The 17,923-nt window shown below is 43.1% G+C and carries 15 protein-coding genes and 1 pseudogene; 4 read left to right on the top strand and 12 right to left on the bottom strand.

The window, feature by feature from the left end; all coding sequences use genetic code 11:
- Positions 1-9: 9 nt before the first annotated feature.
- The 9 genes from V7Q33_RS21470 to V7Q33_RS21430 all read right to left on the bottom strand — a co-directional run bounded on the left by V7Q33_RS21470 (position 10) and on the right by V7Q33_RS21430 (position 8,604).
- The gene (locus V7Q33_RS21470; protein ID WP_333821212.1) at positions 10-906 is read right to left on the bottom strand and encodes a glycosyltransferase family 2 protein; all 897 of its coding nucleotides are present in this window, start codon (positions 904-906) and stop codon (positions 10-12) included.
- The gene (locus tag V7Q33_RS21465) at positions 906-2,024 is read right to left on the bottom strand and encodes a glycosyltransferase family 4 protein (RefSeq protein WP_331975434.1); all 1,119 of its coding nucleotides are present in this window, start codon (positions 2,022-2,024) and stop codon (positions 906-908) included. Before V7Q33_RS21465 ends, V7Q33_RS21470 begins: the two co-directional genes overlap by 1 nt.
- Positions 2,021-2,935: a glycosyltransferase family 2 protein gene (locus V7Q33_RS21460; protein WP_331975436.1), complete on the bottom strand. Its 915-nt coding sequence runs from the start codon at positions 2,933-2,935 to the stop codon at positions 2,021-2,023. The genes V7Q33_RS21465 and V7Q33_RS21460 overlap by 4 nt, the downstream gene beginning before the upstream one ends.
- On the bottom strand, positions 2,932-3,753 hold the full coding sequence (locus tag V7Q33_RS21455; protein WP_331975438.1) for a glycosyltransferase family 2 protein: 822 nt from the start codon (positions 3,751-3,753) through the stop codon (positions 2,932-2,934). The genes V7Q33_RS21460 and V7Q33_RS21455 overlap by 4 nt, the downstream gene beginning before the upstream one ends.
- Complete coding sequence (locus tag V7Q33_RS21450) at positions 3,750-4,643, bottom strand: hypothetical protein (protein WP_331975440.1); 894 nt, start codon at positions 4,641-4,643, stop codon at positions 3,750-3,752. Before V7Q33_RS21450 ends, V7Q33_RS21455 begins: the two co-directional genes overlap by 4 nt.
- Complete coding sequence (locus V7Q33_RS21445) at positions 4,640-5,392, bottom strand: hypothetical protein (protein ID WP_331975442.1); 753 nt, start codon at positions 5,390-5,392, stop codon at positions 4,640-4,642. Before V7Q33_RS21445 ends, V7Q33_RS21450 begins: the two co-directional genes overlap by 4 nt.
- 233 nt (positions 5,393-5,625) lie before the next feature.
- Entirely contained in the window at positions 5,626-6,558 is a 933-nt protein-coding gene (locus V7Q33_RS21440) for a glycosyltransferase family 8 protein (protein ID WP_331975444.1), read from the bottom strand.
- Between the two features lie 10 nt (positions 6,559-6,568).
- Positions 6,569-7,774 carry an ABC transporter ATP-binding protein gene (locus tag V7Q33_RS21435; protein WP_331975446.1) on the bottom strand — a complete coding sequence of 402 codons (1,206 nt, stop codon included), beginning with the start codon at positions 7,772-7,774 and terminating at the stop codon, positions 6,569-6,571.
- Positions 7,771-8,604 carry an ABC transporter permease gene (locus V7Q33_RS21430; protein WP_331975448.1) on the bottom strand — a complete coding sequence of 278 codons (834 nt, stop codon included), beginning with the start codon at positions 8,602-8,604 and terminating at the stop codon, positions 7,771-7,773. The genes V7Q33_RS21435 and V7Q33_RS21430 overlap by 4 nt, the downstream gene beginning before the upstream one ends.
- Before the next feature lie 182 nt (positions 8,605-8,786).
- On the opposite strand from V7Q33_RS21430, the gene V7Q33_RS21425 reads away from it, so the two are divergent.
- Complete coding sequence (locus tag V7Q33_RS21425; protein ID WP_331975450.1) at positions 8,787-9,863, top strand: glycosyltransferase; 1,077 nt, start codon at positions 8,787-8,789, stop codon at positions 9,861-9,863.
- Here the strand turns inward: V7Q33_RS21425 and V7Q33_RS21420 are convergent.
- A complete protein-coding gene (locus V7Q33_RS21420; protein ID WP_331975452.1) occupies positions 9,815-11,161 on the bottom strand; it encodes a hypothetical protein in 1,347 nt (448 codons plus the stop codon). The genes V7Q33_RS21425 and V7Q33_RS21420 overlap by 49 nt on opposite strands.
- Positions 11,162-11,239: 78 nt before the next feature.
- Positions 11,240-12,472 carry a tetratricopeptide repeat protein gene (locus V7Q33_RS21415; RefSeq protein WP_333821208.1) on the bottom strand — a complete coding sequence of 411 codons (1,233 nt, stop codon included), beginning with the start codon at positions 12,470-12,472 and terminating at the stop codon, positions 11,240-11,242.
- A 66-nt stretch (positions 12,473-12,538) separates the two neighbouring features.
- On the opposite strand from V7Q33_RS21415, the gene V7Q33_RS21410 reads away from it, so the two are divergent.
- Positions 12,539-13,177 (top strand): hypothetical protein, encoded by a 639-nt coding sequence (locus V7Q33_RS21410; protein ID WP_331975456.1) that lies wholly within the window; start codon positions 12,539-12,541, stop codon positions 13,175-13,177.
- Between the two features lie 118 nt (positions 13,178-13,295).
- On the opposite strand, the gene V7Q33_RS21405 is transcribed toward V7Q33_RS21410, so the two are convergent.
- The gene (locus tag V7Q33_RS21405; protein WP_333821207.1) at positions 13,296-14,405 is read right to left on the bottom strand and encodes a DegT/DnrJ/EryC1/StrS family aminotransferase; all 1,110 of its coding nucleotides are present in this window, start codon (positions 14,403-14,405) and stop codon (positions 13,296-13,298) included.
- A gap of 148 nt (positions 14,406-14,553) precedes the next feature.
- Between V7Q33_RS21405 and V7Q33_RS21400 the strand changes: the two genes are divergently transcribed.
- Together V7Q33_RS21400 and V7Q33_RS21395 are read left to right on the top strand one after the other, a co-directional pair.
- The gene (locus V7Q33_RS21400; protein WP_333821206.1) at positions 14,554-17,517 is read left to right on the top strand and encodes a glycosyltransferase family 117 protein; all 2,964 of its coding nucleotides are present in this window, start codon (positions 14,554-14,556) and stop codon (positions 17,515-17,517) included.
- Positions 17,518-17,664: 147 nt separating this feature from the next.
- A pseudogene (locus V7Q33_RS21395) lies at positions 17,665-17,923 on the top strand (hypothetical protein); the annotation flags it as partial.

The following is a 17,923-nucleotide window of genomic DNA, read 5'->3' as shown; positions in this document are numbered from 1 at the left end:
GCTTTGATACTATCGAAGCAGAATTTTCTTTACAACCACCAGTGTGCGGAAGTTTAAAATAGCAGCAGGGTTTTGTGCTATGGATTTGAGTAAAAAGCGCATAGCTGATTTTCGATAACCAGCCATCGCCAAATGTAAAGCGGCATACAAATCAAGATATGAACCGATAGTTTTTACTTTGGGCCCGTAGAATTGCGCCACTTGCAAATCGCTTTGAATATACTTGTTTGCTGATGTTATACGCTTTAAAAACCTGACCTTATCCAGTTGTAATACACTTCGGGCTTCATGATTCACCAGCATAGCCGTAACCACGTTGTGCATCCGAATGGGGAATCGAGCCGCCAGTCTGATCCACAATTCATAATCTTCCGATCCTGAAAGATCGCGGTCCGGATTGAATGGATTTTGCAGAAGTATTTCACGTTGCACAAATACACCCATGCAACTGAGAAAATTACCTTCTACCAGCTTGTTGTTTACAGGATCTGGCAAGGGTTTCCACGGATAGAGAGTTGAGCCGTCAACGCGAACAATGTCATACCCTAAACTAAAAATTTCGGCTCCCGGATTCTTCTTCAGAAAGTGTATTGCTTCCGACAGGTGATTGGGCTTTAGCAGATCATCGGAATCCAGAAAGGTTATATAATTACCTGAAGCACGGTTTACTCCATAGTTACGTGCTGCTGCCCGCTCTTCATTTGATTTTCTGTAATAGCGGATTCTGCTGTCGGCAAAGCCGGTAACAACTTTCTCTGTATTATCAGTGCTGCCATCATCAACAATGATCAATTCAAAATGCTGATATTTCTGATCTAAAACAGAACGAATCGTTTTTCCTATATATGCTTCCCGGTTGTAGGTTGGAACCACAATGGAAATCAGGACTGCAGAGAGGGTACTCATTAATTTGGCGTACGATAGAGGGTGCTAAGTTTGGCAATATGCTCCTCAATCGAAAATATTCCGATAGATTTTTTACCCTCTTCAATCATATCGCAGCGAATATTATCGTTGGTAGCAAGCGTTATTATTCCATTTCGAATTGCTTCACTGTCTTTGAAGTCGACAATAAAAGCGTTGCCTGAATTAATAAACTCAGCAGCCACTCCTGATAAAGTTACAACCGATGGTACACCCGCAATAAGAGATTCGATATATATCTGGCCAAATGCCTCGGCTTGCGGGTTTACCGGCACATGAACAAAAATATCAAATACATGATATAGCGCAGCGAGGTCTTCCTCAAACCTTATTTCAGTAAATGATTCGCGGGGTAATTCTGCCAATAAACCTTTTATCGTATCGGCATAGTCGCCCGAAGCATTTGCAAGGACAAGATGTGCCTTCGGGTATTGCTTCCGTAGTTCTTTAAAAGCAGGGATTATGTATTGCACTCCTTTCCATTCTGTATAGCGTGAAATAACACCGACCACGGGAGATCCACTGTGTGGAATACTATATTTGACACGCAATGCATCTATGCGCTGTTGGCTTACCGCTCTGAAATAATTAAAATCAAATCCGTGATAAAGCAGAATAACTTTACTTTCCTTTGCTTTATCACGCTCCACGAGAATATCACGGATGTTCTTTGAAATGGCTATAATATGGGTTGCCATTGCATTGCAAAGTACATCCCACTTCCTGCCCGAAGGATATTGTTCGTAGTGAATCGTGGCGTGATGCCTGGTAAAAATCCGCTTCTTCACGCCCAGAAACCATGCAGCTGAAAGCCCCAGCAACATGGCTCGCCAAAGATGTACATGCACTACATCCGGACGCTCGCTTTTAAGAATGGAGTATATCTTAATCCATTTCGAAAAATAAGAGCTATACTGCTCGTCTGGCAAAAAGAAGCAGCGAATGCCGCGTTGAAGCAAATGATCTCCGAACGGTGTTTTCTCTTTCCCGATCAGGATGTATACCTGATCAAACGTTTCAGGCAAACGATCAGCCACCCACTCCAGTCCAAGCGATTTCTCTACGTCTGATACTATATAAACAACCTTTTGCCGGCTCATACATTAACCTCCGGATATTCAATTGCCAGTGCCTGGATGGTAAGATCATATATTTTAAATCGCCATGACTGCGGAAGCCATGCGAAAAGTTGCCGGTCTATCCATGCAGGAATGCAGCGGTTGGCTAATACCTTATAAACAAGTCGTTTTACAGAGGAACTGGTGACGTTGGTAACAGTCTTACGCTGGGGGTTCAATTGAATTAATTTCTGATTTGCAATACTATAACTTCGCAGCCGTTTTATATAGCTTCTGCACGTAATAAAATCACGATGCACGCAAACATTCAGCTTATCGAAAAATATAGCTATACCTTGTTCCAGCGCCCTATAGGCAAGATCGTAGTCCTCCGCATCGGTAAGGCGTTCGTCAAAACCATGCAGTCGCTCAAACGCTTCACGTTTGGCTGAACTGTTGGCTGCAGAAAAGAAAAGATTTTCAAATGTAATGCTGGCAAACGCATCGTTATACCTGGCCAACCATTTATTGGAAATAAAAGCTTTATACCGCTGTATATCAGTGCTGGCAGCTGATATAAATTCCTTTTGATTGCCGCACAACAACAATGGCATGCGATTGTTTTGATGAAATGACACATGCCTTGCCACTGAATCAGGCGGCAGCACCATATCATCGTCATAGAATATCAATATAGAACCGGTTGCTTCATGCACGCCCCTGTTCCTTACCTTCGAGCGTCCTGCATTTTTCTGAACAATCACCTTCAGATGCATGAGCCTGGAACGATAGGATTCTATAACTTCCTTACTGTTATCGGTCGAGCCGTCTATAACAACGATCAATTCAAATTCCCGCAGCGTCTGCGATGCCAGGCTCTCCAGCAAGTACGGTAACTTGCCGGCACCATTATAAGTAGCTATTATAACACTCACATCGAATGTACTGTTCATGACCGTATAAGGATAGAGTCAAGGAATTTGATCATACTCCTTTCGGACAAAGAGTAATATTTGTTCATAAAGGCGCTCATGTTCTGGTCCATCATGGCGTGTCGCGCTCCCCCACTCTTGCCTACATAATGTACCACGCGTGCCTCCGGATTAAACGCTACACGATATCCAAGTCGACTAAATTCCTTGCACCATTGAATGTCTTCTCCATACATAAAAAAATCATCCGCCAACTTATTGCCCGGCAAGAGCTGCAACATTGCTTTGGGAAACATGAAGAAAGTTCCCCATATCCAATCGGGGTATATAAACTCATTATGGTCGAAGAAAGAACCAAGCAGCCAACGTCCGCCCACTCTTTTTGATACAAACTTCTGCAGTCGCATCAACTCCATTAGTTTATACTTAACAGATGGAAATCGCTGACAGCAATGCTGTACTGTGCCATCGGGATATTCTAGGCGTGCACTTATTGCCGCAGTAAGCGGTTGTACTTCCAATCGCTGCATGCACAGAAGTATAGCATTATTCTTAAGAACGGTATCGCTGTTTAACAAGAGAATAAATTTGCCACGGGCATATTCAATACCTGCATTGTTGCCGGCAGCAAAACCTATATTGCTGGCATTCGTTACCAGGCGTATTTTATCGTGATATCGGTTCTTAAATTCCTGTGGATTTATTTCGGTAGAAGCATTATCAACCACTATAATTTCGTATACTACATTTTGTGTCTGTTGCATAACACTATCTATACATTGACACGTCAATGAAAAGGTATTGTAGTTTATGATGATAACGGATACTTCTACACTCATGACCGAAACAGTTTATGCCACACCCCCCTAAGCCGGGCCAGATTTCGGTTGTTCTTGATAGCAAGATCAAATTTATTCCAGGGTAATTCGATACCGGGTGGATTTTTAATAAGGTCGCCAATAGAATTCGCCTGCATTAACACCAGTGAAGACCACAAAGGCGGATTGATGGGATGGAAATCTGTAAAGGCTGCGTAATTCTCTGCACTCAATGTATTCCAGCGCTCAAAATAGGCTTGCGTATCAAAATCATTCTTATGCCCCCAGTTCGCAATTTTATCGTATACATCCTGTGCGCTGCGTGCCCACGACTGGTGGAGAATAACAAAGTCGGTATATATATTGAAATATCCGTTTCTTCTGCCATAGGTAAAGGCCGGATTGCGGGATGCTATCTGAAAAAATTCTATCTTGTTTTTGCTGTGAAAAGGTATGGATAAGAAACCACCTTCCACTTGTTTAAAGAGTGTCATGATGGCACAGCAAACATTTACATCCTGATAAGAATTTGAAGGAAGCTTCCGGAGAAATTGCACGAAGCCTGTGAAGTTTAAAAAATATTCATCGCAATCCAGTTGAATCTGCCACCCACCCGAACCCATAAATTTAGCCATCAACTCACGCTGTCGTACTTCATTTTCGGAGGGCGATAATGTTGCTATGTGAAAATCTTCTTCCAAGAATTTGATCTTATGATCCGTATCAATGCTGTTGATCAGTGCATAAAATCTCTCATTATCAAATGCGTAAGACTGGTTAGCCCAGCTCATCCGATCTTTATCTATCGACAAACAGATTATGTCCGAATCTTTATAGACCAATGGCAAGGCATACTGCAACAGCTCCCAATCATATGCAACACAAAAGCCTACCTTTACCGGTTCATTCATAGTGTAAAATACCTTTTGGAATGATACAATACATCCCTGAGAAATTTAATATTAAAAGGATTCTTAACGAAAGCCTTTGCTGCATAAAAGAAACCTTGTCTGAAGTTATTTTCATTGAACGCCTGAACGGACTTGTCGCGCACCATCCACACATGTTCTTCCAGATATAGCGGTAGCATTTCAGTCCAGGCGAGCACATCGTTTTTCTTCTGCTCAGGCGAGCGCTCTGTCCATGCATTGGTGAGCTGCAAGATCAGAAAATTATCCATAACTGACTTCTTAACTCTATACCAGTAGTGATGGATTACGCTCTCGCACGGAAATATAGTGGTGTTATTTTGCAGTATAATTGAAAATGCGTACTGCTCGCTGGCGTGATTCTGCGTAGCGGGGTATAATTGATCGGTAAGCGCGTATACATCTGGTATAAGCTGCCGGTGCGAGCGGTGCAGCATCATAACGCCCGCGTTCCACGAATGCATCTGATCATTCAATGATATATATCCCTTACCCAAATCGAAGCGTTGGGTAGATATCAGTGTATGAAATTTCCTAAAGGCCTCACCCGCCGGCAACGGCATATCTTTCAAGTGGTCAAATCGATATTCACGAAGGTGCATGTAGGAAATGCCAGGAGAAAGATTAGCCATGAGCTGAGACGGATCGCTCGTAAAAAAAGTATCGGAGTCTGCATAGAGTATATTTGTACTACATGTATCAAAGGCCTCTTCAATCAATGTTATCTTCATTCTATGTAAAAAATCTATTGCTCCACGCATAGATTTTATCTTATCTCCAGTAAGTAATATATACTCTACAGGGAGCCCCTTAAAATATGATTGAAAAAAAGGGGGATTGTCGGTGAGCAAAATCGTTCTTATCCGATCAGAATCCTTAGTCTGCGCATAAAAGCTCCATACAGTAAGAATCACCCGTCTATACTCATTCTCCTTACCGAAGGATTGCGTTACTAACGTATAATTCATCTCATGTGAAACTTTCGCCATATCTTTTGTATAGCTGTATGATCAAAATAAAATTCAACAAGGCGAATCTTTATCCATGCCGGAATTTTATTTATTGAAAAATCGGTATACTTATTCAAATATCTGCCCGGTGACTGCCGTAGATAATAAAAATAAAGATAACGCAATCTGTTTTTACAAAGCATATTCCATGGACGTTGTAATGTAAAATGCACAACTACTTTATCCCTCAAAAAAACTTGTATTGCTCTTTTACTAAGCCCCTCGGGAATAAGGGAGAAAAGTAAATTATACTTTCCCGGAAGCTTTTTCCAGTTGTTTTTCAAAATAGCGTTCAATCCACATTGATCCACAAACTTTATACGTTCAGGGTACTGTCGAAGGTACTCCATGGTTCTTTCAGAAATGCTTTGTGATCTCCACCGGTCTGTATCGATAACCATCATGCCCGAATTAAAGTATTGTTCTTCCTCGTAAATACCAATCAGTGGTTGTGTTTTTACATAATTATCATAAACAGCAGCTATAGGGTATCCTTCAAGATCGATATTGTACAATTCCTGAAGCCCGTTGATCACTAACATATCTGTGTCCAGATAAAGCAGGCGCCTTATTGCTGTTGGAACAATCTGCGGAAAGTACAATCGATAATATACAGCAGATGTCCAATTATTCATAAGTACAAATTGCTCTGCGCCAGCCACATCAATATCGTAAAATGTTATTTCACCAGAGTACTTCCTTAAATAGATAACTATAGCATTCCTTGTCTCATTAGAGATTCCTGTAGTTATCGCATGGATATGAAAAGCACCGGTATTATTCTTACCTATAGAACAAGCTAATGCGTAGAATGGCTGAAGGTAATTTTTGTCGAAGGCTATTGCCAGATGAATTGTTTGATCGTCTATTGCTTCTGATACGTCCATTACGTGTAAACTATAGACTTTCCTTTTTAAATCGACCTTCTACCAGAATACTTCCCCATTTCAGCGTTGGTGAATTTAAAAATGTATGATGTTCACTATTCAATACTTCAATATCAATAACATTCTCTGAAACTGCGAACCATGATGTAAACGGCTCCGTAAAAAAAAGATCAAGCTTATATCTGCCGGATCGCATCTGCGGAAGCTTCACTGTATACTCCATATGATATAGGCCAGGGTTGAATACCTGTACTTCATTTTTGACAAAGTTTGCATAGCTTATAATGTGTTGTTCATCTTTTTTAAGATGAACATCAAGCTCGAATGGAGTTCTTTTACGAAACTCTATATCAAAAGCTATGTGCAGAATATCTCCCTCAACAATTACAGAGCTTGTTTCAAGTCCATTAATCGTAATGTTATGTAATTGTATATGGGGTTGATAGTAGTGGATAGTCTCAGTAATATTTCCGCTCGCAAGATGATATGAAGTATACTCATCAATTACTTCGTTCATTCCTCCTTTATACATCACTTGCCCATTTCTCAACAACACACCTGTTTTGCAAATTGCCTTTAGTGAGGGAAGGTTATGACTAACAAACAAAACTGTTCTGCCCTCACCGGTAACATCTTCCATCTTCTTGAGGCACTTCTTTTGAAATTCGGCATCACCTACTGCAAGCACTTCATCTACAATAAGTATCTCCGGCTCTAAGTGAGCAGCAACTGCAAAGGCTAAGCGTAATTGCATTCCACTGGAGTAGTGCTTCAACGGTGTATCCAGAAATTTTTCTGTACCGCTAAAGTCAACGATCTCATCAAATCTGGCTTTGATTTCTGCATGTTTCATTCCAAGAATGGAGCCGTTCATAAATATATTTTCGCGGCCTGTCAATTCCTGATGAAATCCTGTGCCTACTTCGAGCAAGCTCGCGACTCTTCCCCGCACAACAATTTTGCCTTTGGTGGGTGGTGTAATGCGAGAGAGTACTTTCAGCAATGTAGATTTACCGGCACCGTTGCGCCCGATGATACCGAGTGAATCACCGGCCTGCACATCGAATGATACATCATTCAGTGCCCAGAACTCTTCGGTGGCATCTTTGGTGCGAAATATATTGGTTAGCTTATCGCGAAAACTCAAATACGGAAGTTGCTGATGGTTGATCAGAAACTTCTTCGAGATATTTTTAATTTCTAAAATCGGCTTCATGCCAGGTCTGCAAAAAATAGTTCTGTTTTCTTAAAGTAAGTCATGCCAACGAACAACAGGAGTAAGGCAGAGAAAATGCTCATCATGATCAACATCGTATCGGGCACATTTGCAGTTAACGGTATTCTGAATAAAGTTATGGCGCCATACATGGGGTTGAGGGCTAATATATATTTCAATGCCGGCAGTTGAACACGTGAGAAGGGGTATACAACCGGGGTAACAAAGAAACCTATCTGTATCATAAACGGAACTACGAACCGGAAGTCGCGATACTTTACCATGAGTGCAGAGAGCCAGCATCCTAAACCAACGGCTCCTACAAAGGCAAGTAAAAATGCAAGTGGCCAGAAAAGGATGAGATTTACTATATCTATAGTTACGGGAAAGAAAAAGATAAAGATCACAAAGAGGAAAAGAGAAACAACCAGATCTATAAGCGAAGCAAGAATAGACGATAACGGAATGATAAGCCTTGGAAAGTATATCTTCTTAATGATGGGTGCATTTAATACCATGCTGTTACCGGAGTTGGTAACGGAAGCTGAGAAAAAATTCCAAAGCAGTAATCCTGAAAATGCAAATACGGGATATGGAATAGAATCTGAGCCGACTTCAAACATCTGTCCGAAGAAGAAGGTAAAGATCAGCATCATGAAGAGAGGTTGCAACATTACCCAGAAAACGCCTAACACCGTCTGTTTATACTTCACCTTGATGTCGCGCCAGGTAAAAAAATAAAATAATTCACGATAACCCCACAATTCCTTAAAGTTGAGCGAAAGGCGGTTTGCTGGTTCGATTATCGTTTCTGAGTACTGTTGATTCATAGAAAAAAATTTCATTACAACTGACAGGCCATTTTATACTGTACTGTACCTGTGGAATTTAACAATCTTTTTGCTGGTATGTTTCTCGCTTTGGGATAAAAATCCCGGCGGAGTTGATTCCAACAAAAGAATTTGCTTCCGTCAGTTTGTGGTGCACTTTAAATATTTTTGTAAAGTTAACCATGAATGTCTTCTTTTTATTCCCATACCCCCTGGGGGAATCACCTTCGCAGCGTTTCCGATTTGAGCAGTACTTTGATCATATTCAGCGTACAGGGATTCAGTATCAATGTCAATCATTCTGGGATGAAAGAACATGGCGCATCCTTTATAAAAAGGGACATACATTAACAAAGGTAATGGGTTTTTTGAAGGGTGTATTACGCAGGTTCGGAATACTCTTCAAACTACGGCAGGCCAACTATATTTTTATTCACCGGGAAACTTTACCGGTCGGCCCTCCCATCATAGAATGGGCTATCGCGAAAGTTCTTCGCAAGAAAATTATCTACGACTTTGACGATGCTATCTGGTTGCCAAACACCAGTAAGGAAAACAGCATTGCAGCCTGGATAAAATGGCATTCCAAAACAGCCAGCATTTGTCGCTGGAGCTATAAGGTAAGTTGTGGAAATGATTATCTGGCCGATTTTGCAAGGCAGTATAATTCACGTGTAGTCGTAAACCCAACCACTATTGATACGGAATATCACCACAATCCTGCATTATATATCAAACCGGTTTCGGATAGTATTACCGTTGGTTGGACAGGGTCGCACTCTACATTGAAATACCTTGACGAGGTTGTTCCGATATTGCAGCGCCTGGAAGAAAAATACGGAGACACTTTTCGTTTTGTAGTCATTGCCAACCGTGCCCCTTCGCTGGCGCTTCATCGTCTCGAATTTATTCCCTGGGTGGAAGAGACTGAGATCAAAGATCTGATGAATCTGGATATAGGAATTATGCCGCTGACCGATGATATGTGGGCGAAAGGGAAATGTGGATTTAAGGCGTTACAATATATGGCGCTTCAGATTCCTGCGGTAACATCGCCAGTGGGTGTAAATACCAGGATTGTTGAGTCGGGGGTAACAGGCTTTCTGTGCACAACTGCAGACGAATGGTTTCAGGCAATTGATACGCTCATGCAAAATGCACAGTTGCGCAGGCATATGGGCGAGCAAGGAAGGAAAAAGATTGAACGCGATTATTCTGTGATCTCTAATTCATCAACCGTGCTTTCGCTGTTTGAATAGTTCTGATTCTCTGAATAATATATCAATATGAGCGCCATGGCATAGAATGGCAGCAATGGAATTTTATAGCGCGAGAGCGTGCCAAAATTATACGATGAAATTCCGGTAGCAAAGGCGAAGGTTATGCTGAAAACGAGGCAGAACATAACGTGTGGGTTGGCCAGCGAGGCGACCAGCGTCTTTCCTTTTTTGAATGCTATATATATGGTAAGCATAAAAAAAGCAAGGGACTCGAAAGCCGACATAAGCATGAGCGGATTTCTCACTTCCCACAAGTACGGTCGAAAAAGCGACACATTAATAGCTTGTGGCGCAAGCCTCACCATGCTGCCTAGGGTTCCATCAAGCTCCCCTAATGAATATGTACTTCCTGCATCTCTCCCGGTTTGATAAGCAATGTCGTATGCAGTAATCATGGCTGTGTTGGCAATCTGATTCATAGCATACCGCGGATCATCTTTACCAATCTGCACCACGGCAAAGTACCCAAACACGCCAATTACCACAATCACAAACGGAAACACCAGCACTTTGATCAACGTTGATTTTATGGCCGAAAGATTAGTCATAAAAATCCAAAGCAATACGGAAGGTGCATAGCACAACAATATATACTTTTTGATAGAAAAGATGAGGTACATGTTGAACAGCAGCAACACGACATAGTATGTCCGGATTTTGTGATCTACAAAAAGCCGTTTGATATAAAACGTTGTCAGCCCCAGACAGGCAAGGGTAACGGTATCTTTCAGCAGTCCCGATCCCCAAAAAATTACTGAGGGTATAAATAACACGGCTATTGCAATAGCTTTGTGCAGCCAGGGGTATAATTCATAAAAGGATTTGAACAGCGCCCACAGCCCTATAAATCCAAATACAGCAAAGAGTACGGCTGTAGCTGAATAAGCAGAGAACGTAAACAGATCCAGTATAGCAGCGATGCGTATAATCATGAACGATGATGAATCCCTGAAGAAGGGAATATGCGAAGAGTATTTATATATACCAATCTCATCCGATTTATCGCCGAACAAAAGCTTTAACCCGAGCAGGGGATCATCCGTAAAGGCTTCCCATATATGCCGGCTTCCATGCGTGTGAAAATTATAGGTATCGCCACCACCATAGTAAAACTGATAGAGAAGGCCCAGTGCCAGGGCACCAAAAATTTTCAGTGTCAGCGCAGGAATATAATAAGGCCGTATGGTATCGTCCGTTACCCAGGGGCGAAGGATGAATGCCACCACGTAAACGAGGAATAGAATAATGGGTGTAACAATCAGATCGCGAAGCTCCAAAGCCGTTCTTTCTTGAATGCTTAAAGGTCACGGTTTCCGTTTGATTTAACAATAGCGCGAAAGATTGAGCCGTTATTCTTAATCTCCCTTCTCCAACCCTTTCAACCTTCGTTTGGCATCTTTATACGCTTCGTCTTTTCGGCCGGCTTTTTTCTTTACGAGGTTGAACCATTGTTTTGCCTCTGCTTTGTTACCCTGGCGTTCGGCAATTTCTCCGAGGGCAATCATGGAATACAGATAGTATCCGGATTCGGTGGCATCAATCTGTTCTGCAAACTTCATACACATTTTGTAGTATGTTTTCGCATCGTCATACTTCTTGCGGGCTTCATAGATCTGACCAAGAAAAAATGAAGCATAGCGTCCACTCGTCGCTTCATATCCTACCATACCACTGTCTATGCGCGTCAGTATCTTTCGGCACATCGGCTCTGCTTCCGTAAATCGGCCCATAGAGTATAGCATGCGCGCATAGTATCGGTGAAAATATGGATTGTCGGGATAGGTTTGGTATAAATATTCACTGATCTGAAATGCACCGTATTGATCACCCTCGTAACTACTCAATATACGCATGAGCCACACCATGGCCTCGGTGCGTGTATAGAATGCGTTGTACGATACTTCTTTCAATTGCTTTAAACCAAGTGCTTTGTCGCCTTTCTTAAAGAACCACAGAACCGGTTTCAATACCGGGTAATTTTCGGGCACCCATACCGAGAAGTAATTATAGAGCGCATCGCCAAACAACAGCTCCGGACTGAAGTCCTGTTTTTCCTTGCATTCTTCCAGGTAATCCAGTCCATCTTTTCCAGCCGAGGCTGCTTTGCGCCAGTTCTTTCGTTCTTCATCTGCGTAAAGCCTGCCTTTAAATCCATAGGCGGCTGCCAGAAAGAAAGCGGCTTCTGTGCGATAGGCAGGAAAATCATCATAAAGTTTTTCGCCTACTTCGATGGTTGAATCCATATAGGCCAGAAAAACATCATCGTGCGAAGTATCTTTTGTGTTGGGCATGATCTTCCACCACTCGATTAGTCCCATCAGAAAATACGGCAACGGATGCCAGCGATAGCGCGCCCGAAGGTATTGAAACTGAAATTCGGCACGATCGAACTTGAAATTGTAGAGGTCGTTCAAAGCCTGGGTACATTCCAGTTGAACGCTAACACTCGACAATAAAATAACGGTCGTATCTTTTCGGGTGATTGGCTGTGCTTTTCCGTCAAAAGTTGCTACTAACAGAAAGATCGCGATGAAAAGTCCACCCACTGCCGAACCTTTATACATTTGAAACGCAGAAAACTGTATCATTTATTTACGTAAAGCTTTTACCGAAATCCGGGACACCCATCCGTCAAAAACAATTTCTTATCCGGCATGACCACCATCTCCGAACCCGAAACTAAGTCATTCTTTGCTACCGACAAAAGATTGTTGTTTGTACTGCTATGTATGGCAACGCTATTGTTGCTCTACATCAAAATTTCCTTTATCGAAAACGAAACTGCGGCTTTCGAGTTTCTGCAAGATCGACCCGAGGGCATGATTTTGCGCCTCATCGCAGCCCTCAAACTCTTCTCCATACCCATTATATACCTGTGGAAATTCACAGTTATCGCTTTCGTGATCTGGTGCGGCTGCTTTATGTTCGGCTACCGGGTAACCTATACGCAGTGCTGGGGTGTGGTGATCGGTGCAGAGTATATATTTCTCATTCCGGAAATTCTCAAAATCATGTGGTTTATGGTAGTGGAGACTGACCCTACCTATAACGACATCAGTGCATTTTATCCGCTATCGCTGATGCACTTTTTCGACTATTACTCTATTGACAAACGATGGGCCTATCCGCTTCGTGCACTCAATCTGTTTGAAATTGTTTATTGGTTTCTGCTGGTAGAGGGTATTCACCACTACGCCCGTAAAGACAAGAAATACGTCTGGATCATTGTTGCCTGTTCGTACATTCTGCTGTTCTTTATGTGGCTGGGATTTTATGTGATTGTTTATAAATAATAGTCGGGAAGACCGAAAGTCCGGAAGTAAAAATGCATGGAGTAGCTTCATACTCACCGTCTTCTGACTTCCGGACCTTTTATCTTTCTGACTCCGGACTTTCGGTCTTCCTGCCTTTTCAAAAGAAACTTCTCACGGCATCACAAACACGCGCTACCTGGCTGGGCGTCATGCCTGGCCATAGCGGCAAGCTCAAAGCTGTTTCCGCTATTTTTTCTGTGAGAGGAAATTCTCCTTTTCGAAACGAGAGATGTTCATAACACTTCTGCAGATGGGGAGGAACAGGATAATGGATCATGGTCTCAATTCCCTTCTTGGCAAGGTGCGCCTTCAGTGCATCACGATGCTGTGTGCGGATTACAAACAGATGGTATACATGGTAGGCCTCTTTATCCGACAGTGGTAAAATAATATCACCCGTATCTTTTAGTTGTTCCAGGTATAGCACAGCCAGTTGCCGGCGCTGATCATTCCGAAGGTCAAGCTGCCTTAACTTGATGCGAAGCACAGCCGCTTGCAGCTCGTCCAGCCGTGAGTTAACACCTTGGTGAATAGCCATGTTTTTCACCTCAAAGCCATAGTTCCGGTATTGTTTTGCAAATCGCGCTACGGCTTCGTTGTCGGTAGTAATAGCGCCACCATCGCCCATGGCCCCCAGGTTTTTGGTAGGATAAAAACTGGTAGCATTTGCTTTACCCCAGCTACCGGTTTTGGTTTTGAGCCACATCGATCCATGTGCCTGGGCATTGTCTTCTATTATAGCCAGGTTATATTTATCAGCAAGCGATGCAATGGCTGTCATATCACAGGCCTGCCCATAGAGATGCACCGGCAAAATTGCCTTTGTCCGTGCCGTGATGCGGGGTTCGATTCCTGCCGGGGCTACATTACAGGTAAATTCATCGGGTTCCACCGGTATAAGGGTAGCGCCCGTTTTGCTTACTGCAAGCCAGGTTGCGAGGTAAGTATGTGCGGGAACAATCACTTCATCGCCGGCTCCAACACCGCAGGCCAGCAGGCTTATGGTGAGTGCATCGAGGCCATTACCAACGCCTACACAAAAATTTACCCCATTATGTGCCGCATATTCTTTTTCGAAAGCATCTACTTCATGGCCCAGCACATACCAGTGGCTGGTATATACCCGCATAAGCGCTTCTTCTATTTCCCGGCCAATAGGCTGATGTTGTGATACCAATGATAAAAAAGGTATGGATTCTTCAGGCATTTTTAAGTTTCAGATGTTGTAAAGCAACTTTCTTTTTTCAAAGATACACCAGAGATCAACCCTGGCCCGTTCTGTAAATCTAATCAGCGGAATAACTAAAAATTCCCTTATTTTCGGGCTTTTATTTTTGGTCATCATCTCATACAACATGAATTTTCAAAAAACCAATAACATCACCGGCTGGATCGTCTTTGCTGTGGCTCTCGTAACCTATTGGCTTACGATGGAGGAAACCGCCAGCTATTGGGATTGTGGTGAATTTATCTCTGTATCATACAAACTTCAGGTACCTCACCCTCCGGGTGCCCCGCTGTTCCTGCTCATCGGAAGAATGTTCTCGTTCCTTGCGCTCGGCGATGTAACCAAAGTTGCCTACTGGATCAACTTCAGCAGTGTACTGGCCAGTGCCTTCACAGCGCTGTTCCTCTTCTGGTCGATCGTATTGTTTGGCCGCAAGCTGATGAAGGTCAACTCTGAAGCTGAGCTCACATCCGATAAAATGTGGGTATTGATGGGAGCCGGTCTTGTGGGTTCGCTTGCTTATACTTTCTCAGACTCAGCCTGGTTCTCGGCTGTTGAAGCAGAAGTATACGCCATGTCATCGTTCTTCACGGCCTTTGTTGTATGGGCCATGCTAAAATGGGATGTAATTGAAGATGAATCGAAAGCCAACCGCTGGCTGCTGCTCATCTTCTATATGATGGGGCTTTCCATCGGCGTTCACTTGCTCAACCTTGTCACTATTCCGGCACTGTCGCTGCTATATTATTTCAAAAAATACAAGCCTACCGTTTGGGGCGTAGTAGCTACGATGCTGATAAGCCTTTTAATCATTTTCGTGATCAACGAGGTAATTATACCGGGCTTACCTACTCTGGCTGGTAAATTTGAAATCTTCTTCATCAATAGCGTAGGCCTGCCATTCGGTTCAGGTGCGTTCATCTTTACCTTACTGCTGATTGGTGCATTGGTATGGGGTATACTTTTCTCGCAAAGAAATCAACGGGTATTGTTGAACACGGCTTTAAATGCAGTGGCCTTTGTATTGATCGGGTATGCTTCGTATGCTCTGGTGGTGATTCGCTCTAATGACAATCCTCCGATTGACGAAAACGACCCTTCTGATGTGATGAGCTTTGTAAGCTATCTGAAACGTGAACAATATGGCAGCCGTCCTTTGCTTTACGGACCTTACTTTACGGCTCAGCCGATTGGTATAAAAGAAGGCGGCGCTATCTACAAGAAGGGTAAAGATAAATACGAGATCAAGGATCATAAGTTTGAATACGAATACGAGCCCGATCAGCAAACCATTCTGCCGCGTATCTATAGCAGCGATCCGGATCACGTGAGAATATACCGCGAAACATTAGGACTGCGTGAAGGCGAGAAACCCACCTTTGGCGATAACATTGCATTCATGGTAAATCACCAGATCGGCTGGATGTATGTACGATATTTCTTCTTCAACTTTGCTGGCCGCGAAAGCGACATCCAGAATGCAGACTGGATGGGTCCATCACAATGGTTTGAAGAGTTGCCTCCGCTGCTCAAAGAAAACAGAGGACGCAATAATTTCTTTATGATTCCATTTATACTCGGTTTAGTGGGTATGTTCTATCAATCAGTTCACAACACGAAGAACTTTGCAGTAGTAGCCCTGTTATTTATACTTACCGGTGTTGCACTGGTAGTATATCTTAACTCACCGCCTACTGAGCCACGTGAGCGCGACTATATCTATACCGGTTCATACTATGCTTATTGCTTCTGGATCGGGTTTGCGGTTATAGCAATAGCGGAGTCACTGACCAAAGTGTTGAAGAACATGAAGACAGCCGCAATTGCCACAACGCTTCTTTGTTCATCTGCTCCTATATTAATGGCACAGCAGGGTTGGGACGATCACGATCGTGCAAACCGTTATTTCTCTACCGATTCAGCTATCAACTACCTGCAATCCTGTGCTAACGATGGCGTGCTCTTTACCGGGGGTGATAACGATACCTTCCCGCTGTGGTATGCGCAGGATGTGGAAAACGTACGTACTGACCTCCGCGTAATTGTATTGAGCTACTACAACACCGACTGGTATATCGAGCAAACTACACGCAATGCGTATGGCTCAAAACCGTTCCCCTATACGTTAACGATGGAAAACTATCGCGATGACAAAACGCAATATATACCCTACTATAATGCGGGCATCAAGCAGATGGATCTTCATAAATACCTGGAGTTGTTGCGCGATAACAACAAGAGCCTGCTCAATCCGGAGTATCGTGGTGAACGCTATATGTTGCCCACGAAAGAGATTGTTCTGAAAGTAAATGTAGATAAAGTAAGAAAGCTCGGTATTATTCCGGAAGGCATGGACAGTCTGCTGGTACCGGAAATGCACTTGCATGTGAAAGCCAATGCCCTGGAAAGAAAAGATCTGGCGATGCTCGATCTACTCGCTACCGCTGACTGGGAACGCCCGCTGTATGTGAACAACACATCGCTGGCGCAGTTCAATGTAGACCTGAGCCGCTATGTAGTACAGGAAGGAAATGCATATCGCATTCTGCCGATACTCAATCCTAAACCATTCAATCAGTCTGAGCTTGTAAATACGAAAGTGAGCTTTGATAACATGACAAAGAAGTTCCAGTTCAGAAATGTGGATGATCCTTCTGTATACTATACGCAAGACTATCGCAACTTTATTCTGAACCACCGCAGCAGCTTTAACTCACTGGCAGAAGCATTGATTAAGAAAGGCGATACAGCAAAAGCCCGCGAAGTATTATTGTTCAGCTTGGCCAAAATGCCGGATGCTTCAATCCGTTACGATTACACTTCGGCACAATCTGTAGGCTATCTATTTGAAGTAGGCGAAAAAGAAAAAGCAATCGAGATTGCCAACACCATGTGGAAACGTGCTGATGAAATGGCCGACTACTACACGAAGAAACGCGAATACGGACGCGACCTCCAGATTAACATTGTTATACTGGGTGAACTGCAAAACGCGTTGCATCGCTATGGCGAAGATGAGCTGGCCAAGAAAATTGAAGATGCCTATTCTAAACATACGGCGGCATTTCAACTAGACCGGTCAAATTTCTAGATTTTAAATTACGTATTGTATATACCAGAAGCCCTTCGGCAGTGCCGGAGGGCTTTTTTTATCGCATCTTTCCTCGCAATCTTCGACAACCTTTTGATCATGCAGATACATTCCTGAACTTTACAGCTTAAGCCTCACTTAGTCCTCGTGAAGAAGATTGCTGTCATGCTGTTAACATTTTACGCCGCATCCATGCTTTGCTATGGATCGCTGGAAATTGTGCATGACGCATTACACTGGTTATCGGCACATCATTACAGCCATGTTCACGAGCATGAACACGACCATCATCACAGCTTTCACGATCACGACCATAGTCACGTAACAGCCAACAACGCTAACGCTGCAGAACAAGACGACTTACCGATACTGGTGCACTTGTTTTTATACATTCAGCAAAAACCAA

It is taken from the genome of Ohtaekwangia sp., assembly GCF_036786105.1.
In the GTDB taxonomy this organism is placed as follows: domain Bacteria; phylum Bacteroidota; class Bacteroidia; order Cytophagales; family Cyclobacteriaceae; genus Ohtaekwangia.
Note: the sequence above shows the minus strand (reverse complement) of the source record. Positions and strands in the feature narration are given on the sequence as shown.

What these genes read in the sequence shown, in the direction of transcription:
- V7Q33_RS21435 (WP_331975446.1), bottom strand. Translation starts at nt 7,774, where the DNA reads ATGAAGCCGATTTTAGAAATTAAAAATATCTCGAAGAAGTTTCTGATC.
- V7Q33_RS21440 (WP_331975444.1), bottom strand. Translation starts at nt 6,558, where the DNA reads ATGGACGTATCAGAAGCAATAGACGATCAAACAATTCATCTGGCAATA.
- V7Q33_RS21450 (WP_331975440.1), bottom strand. Translation starts at nt 4,643, where the DNA reads ATGAATGAACCGGTAAAGGTAGGCTTTTGTGTTGCATATGATTGGGAG.
- V7Q33_RS21410 (WP_331975456.1), top strand. Translation starts at nt 12,539, where the DNA reads ATGACCACCATCTCCGAACCCGAAACTAAGTCATTCTTTGCTACCGAC.
- V7Q33_RS21400 (WP_333821206.1), top strand. Translation starts at nt 14,554, where the DNA reads ATGAATTTTCAAAAAACCAATAACATCACCGGCTGGATCGTCTTTGCT.
- V7Q33_RS21465 (WP_331975434.1), bottom strand. Translation starts at nt 2,024, where the DNA reads ATGAGCCGGCAAAAGGTTGTTTATATAGTATCAGACGTAGAGAAATCG.
- V7Q33_RS21470 (WP_333821212.1), bottom strand. Translation starts at nt 906, where the DNA reads ATGAGTACCCTCTCTGCAGTCCTGATTTCCATTGTGGTTCCAACCTAC.
- V7Q33_RS21445 (WP_331975442.1), bottom strand. Translation starts at nt 5,392, where the DNA reads ATGAAGATAACATTGATTGAAGAGGCCTTTGATACATGTAGTACAAAT.
- V7Q33_RS21460 (WP_331975436.1), bottom strand. Translation starts at nt 2,935, where the DNA reads ATGAACAGTACATTCGATGTGAGTGTTATAATAGCTACTTATAATGGT.
- V7Q33_RS21415 (WP_333821208.1), bottom strand. Translation starts at nt 12,472, where the DNA reads ATGATACAGTTTTCTGCGTTTCAAATGTATAAAGGTTCGGCAGTGGGT.
- V7Q33_RS21455 (WP_331975438.1), bottom strand. Translation starts at nt 3,753, where the DNA reads ATGAGTGTAGAAGTATCCGTTATCATCATAAACTACAATACCTTTTCA.
- V7Q33_RS21425 (WP_331975450.1), top strand. Translation starts at nt 8,787, where the DNA reads ATGAATGTCTTCTTTTTATTCCCATACCCCCTGGGGGAATCACCTTCG.
- V7Q33_RS21430 (WP_331975448.1), bottom strand. Translation starts at nt 8,604, where the DNA reads ATGAATCAACAGTACTCAGAAACGATAATCGAACCAGCAAACCGCCTT.
- V7Q33_RS21405 (WP_333821207.1), bottom strand. Translation starts at nt 14,405, where the DNA reads ATGCCTGAAGAATCCATACCTTTTTTATCATTGGTATCACAACATCAG.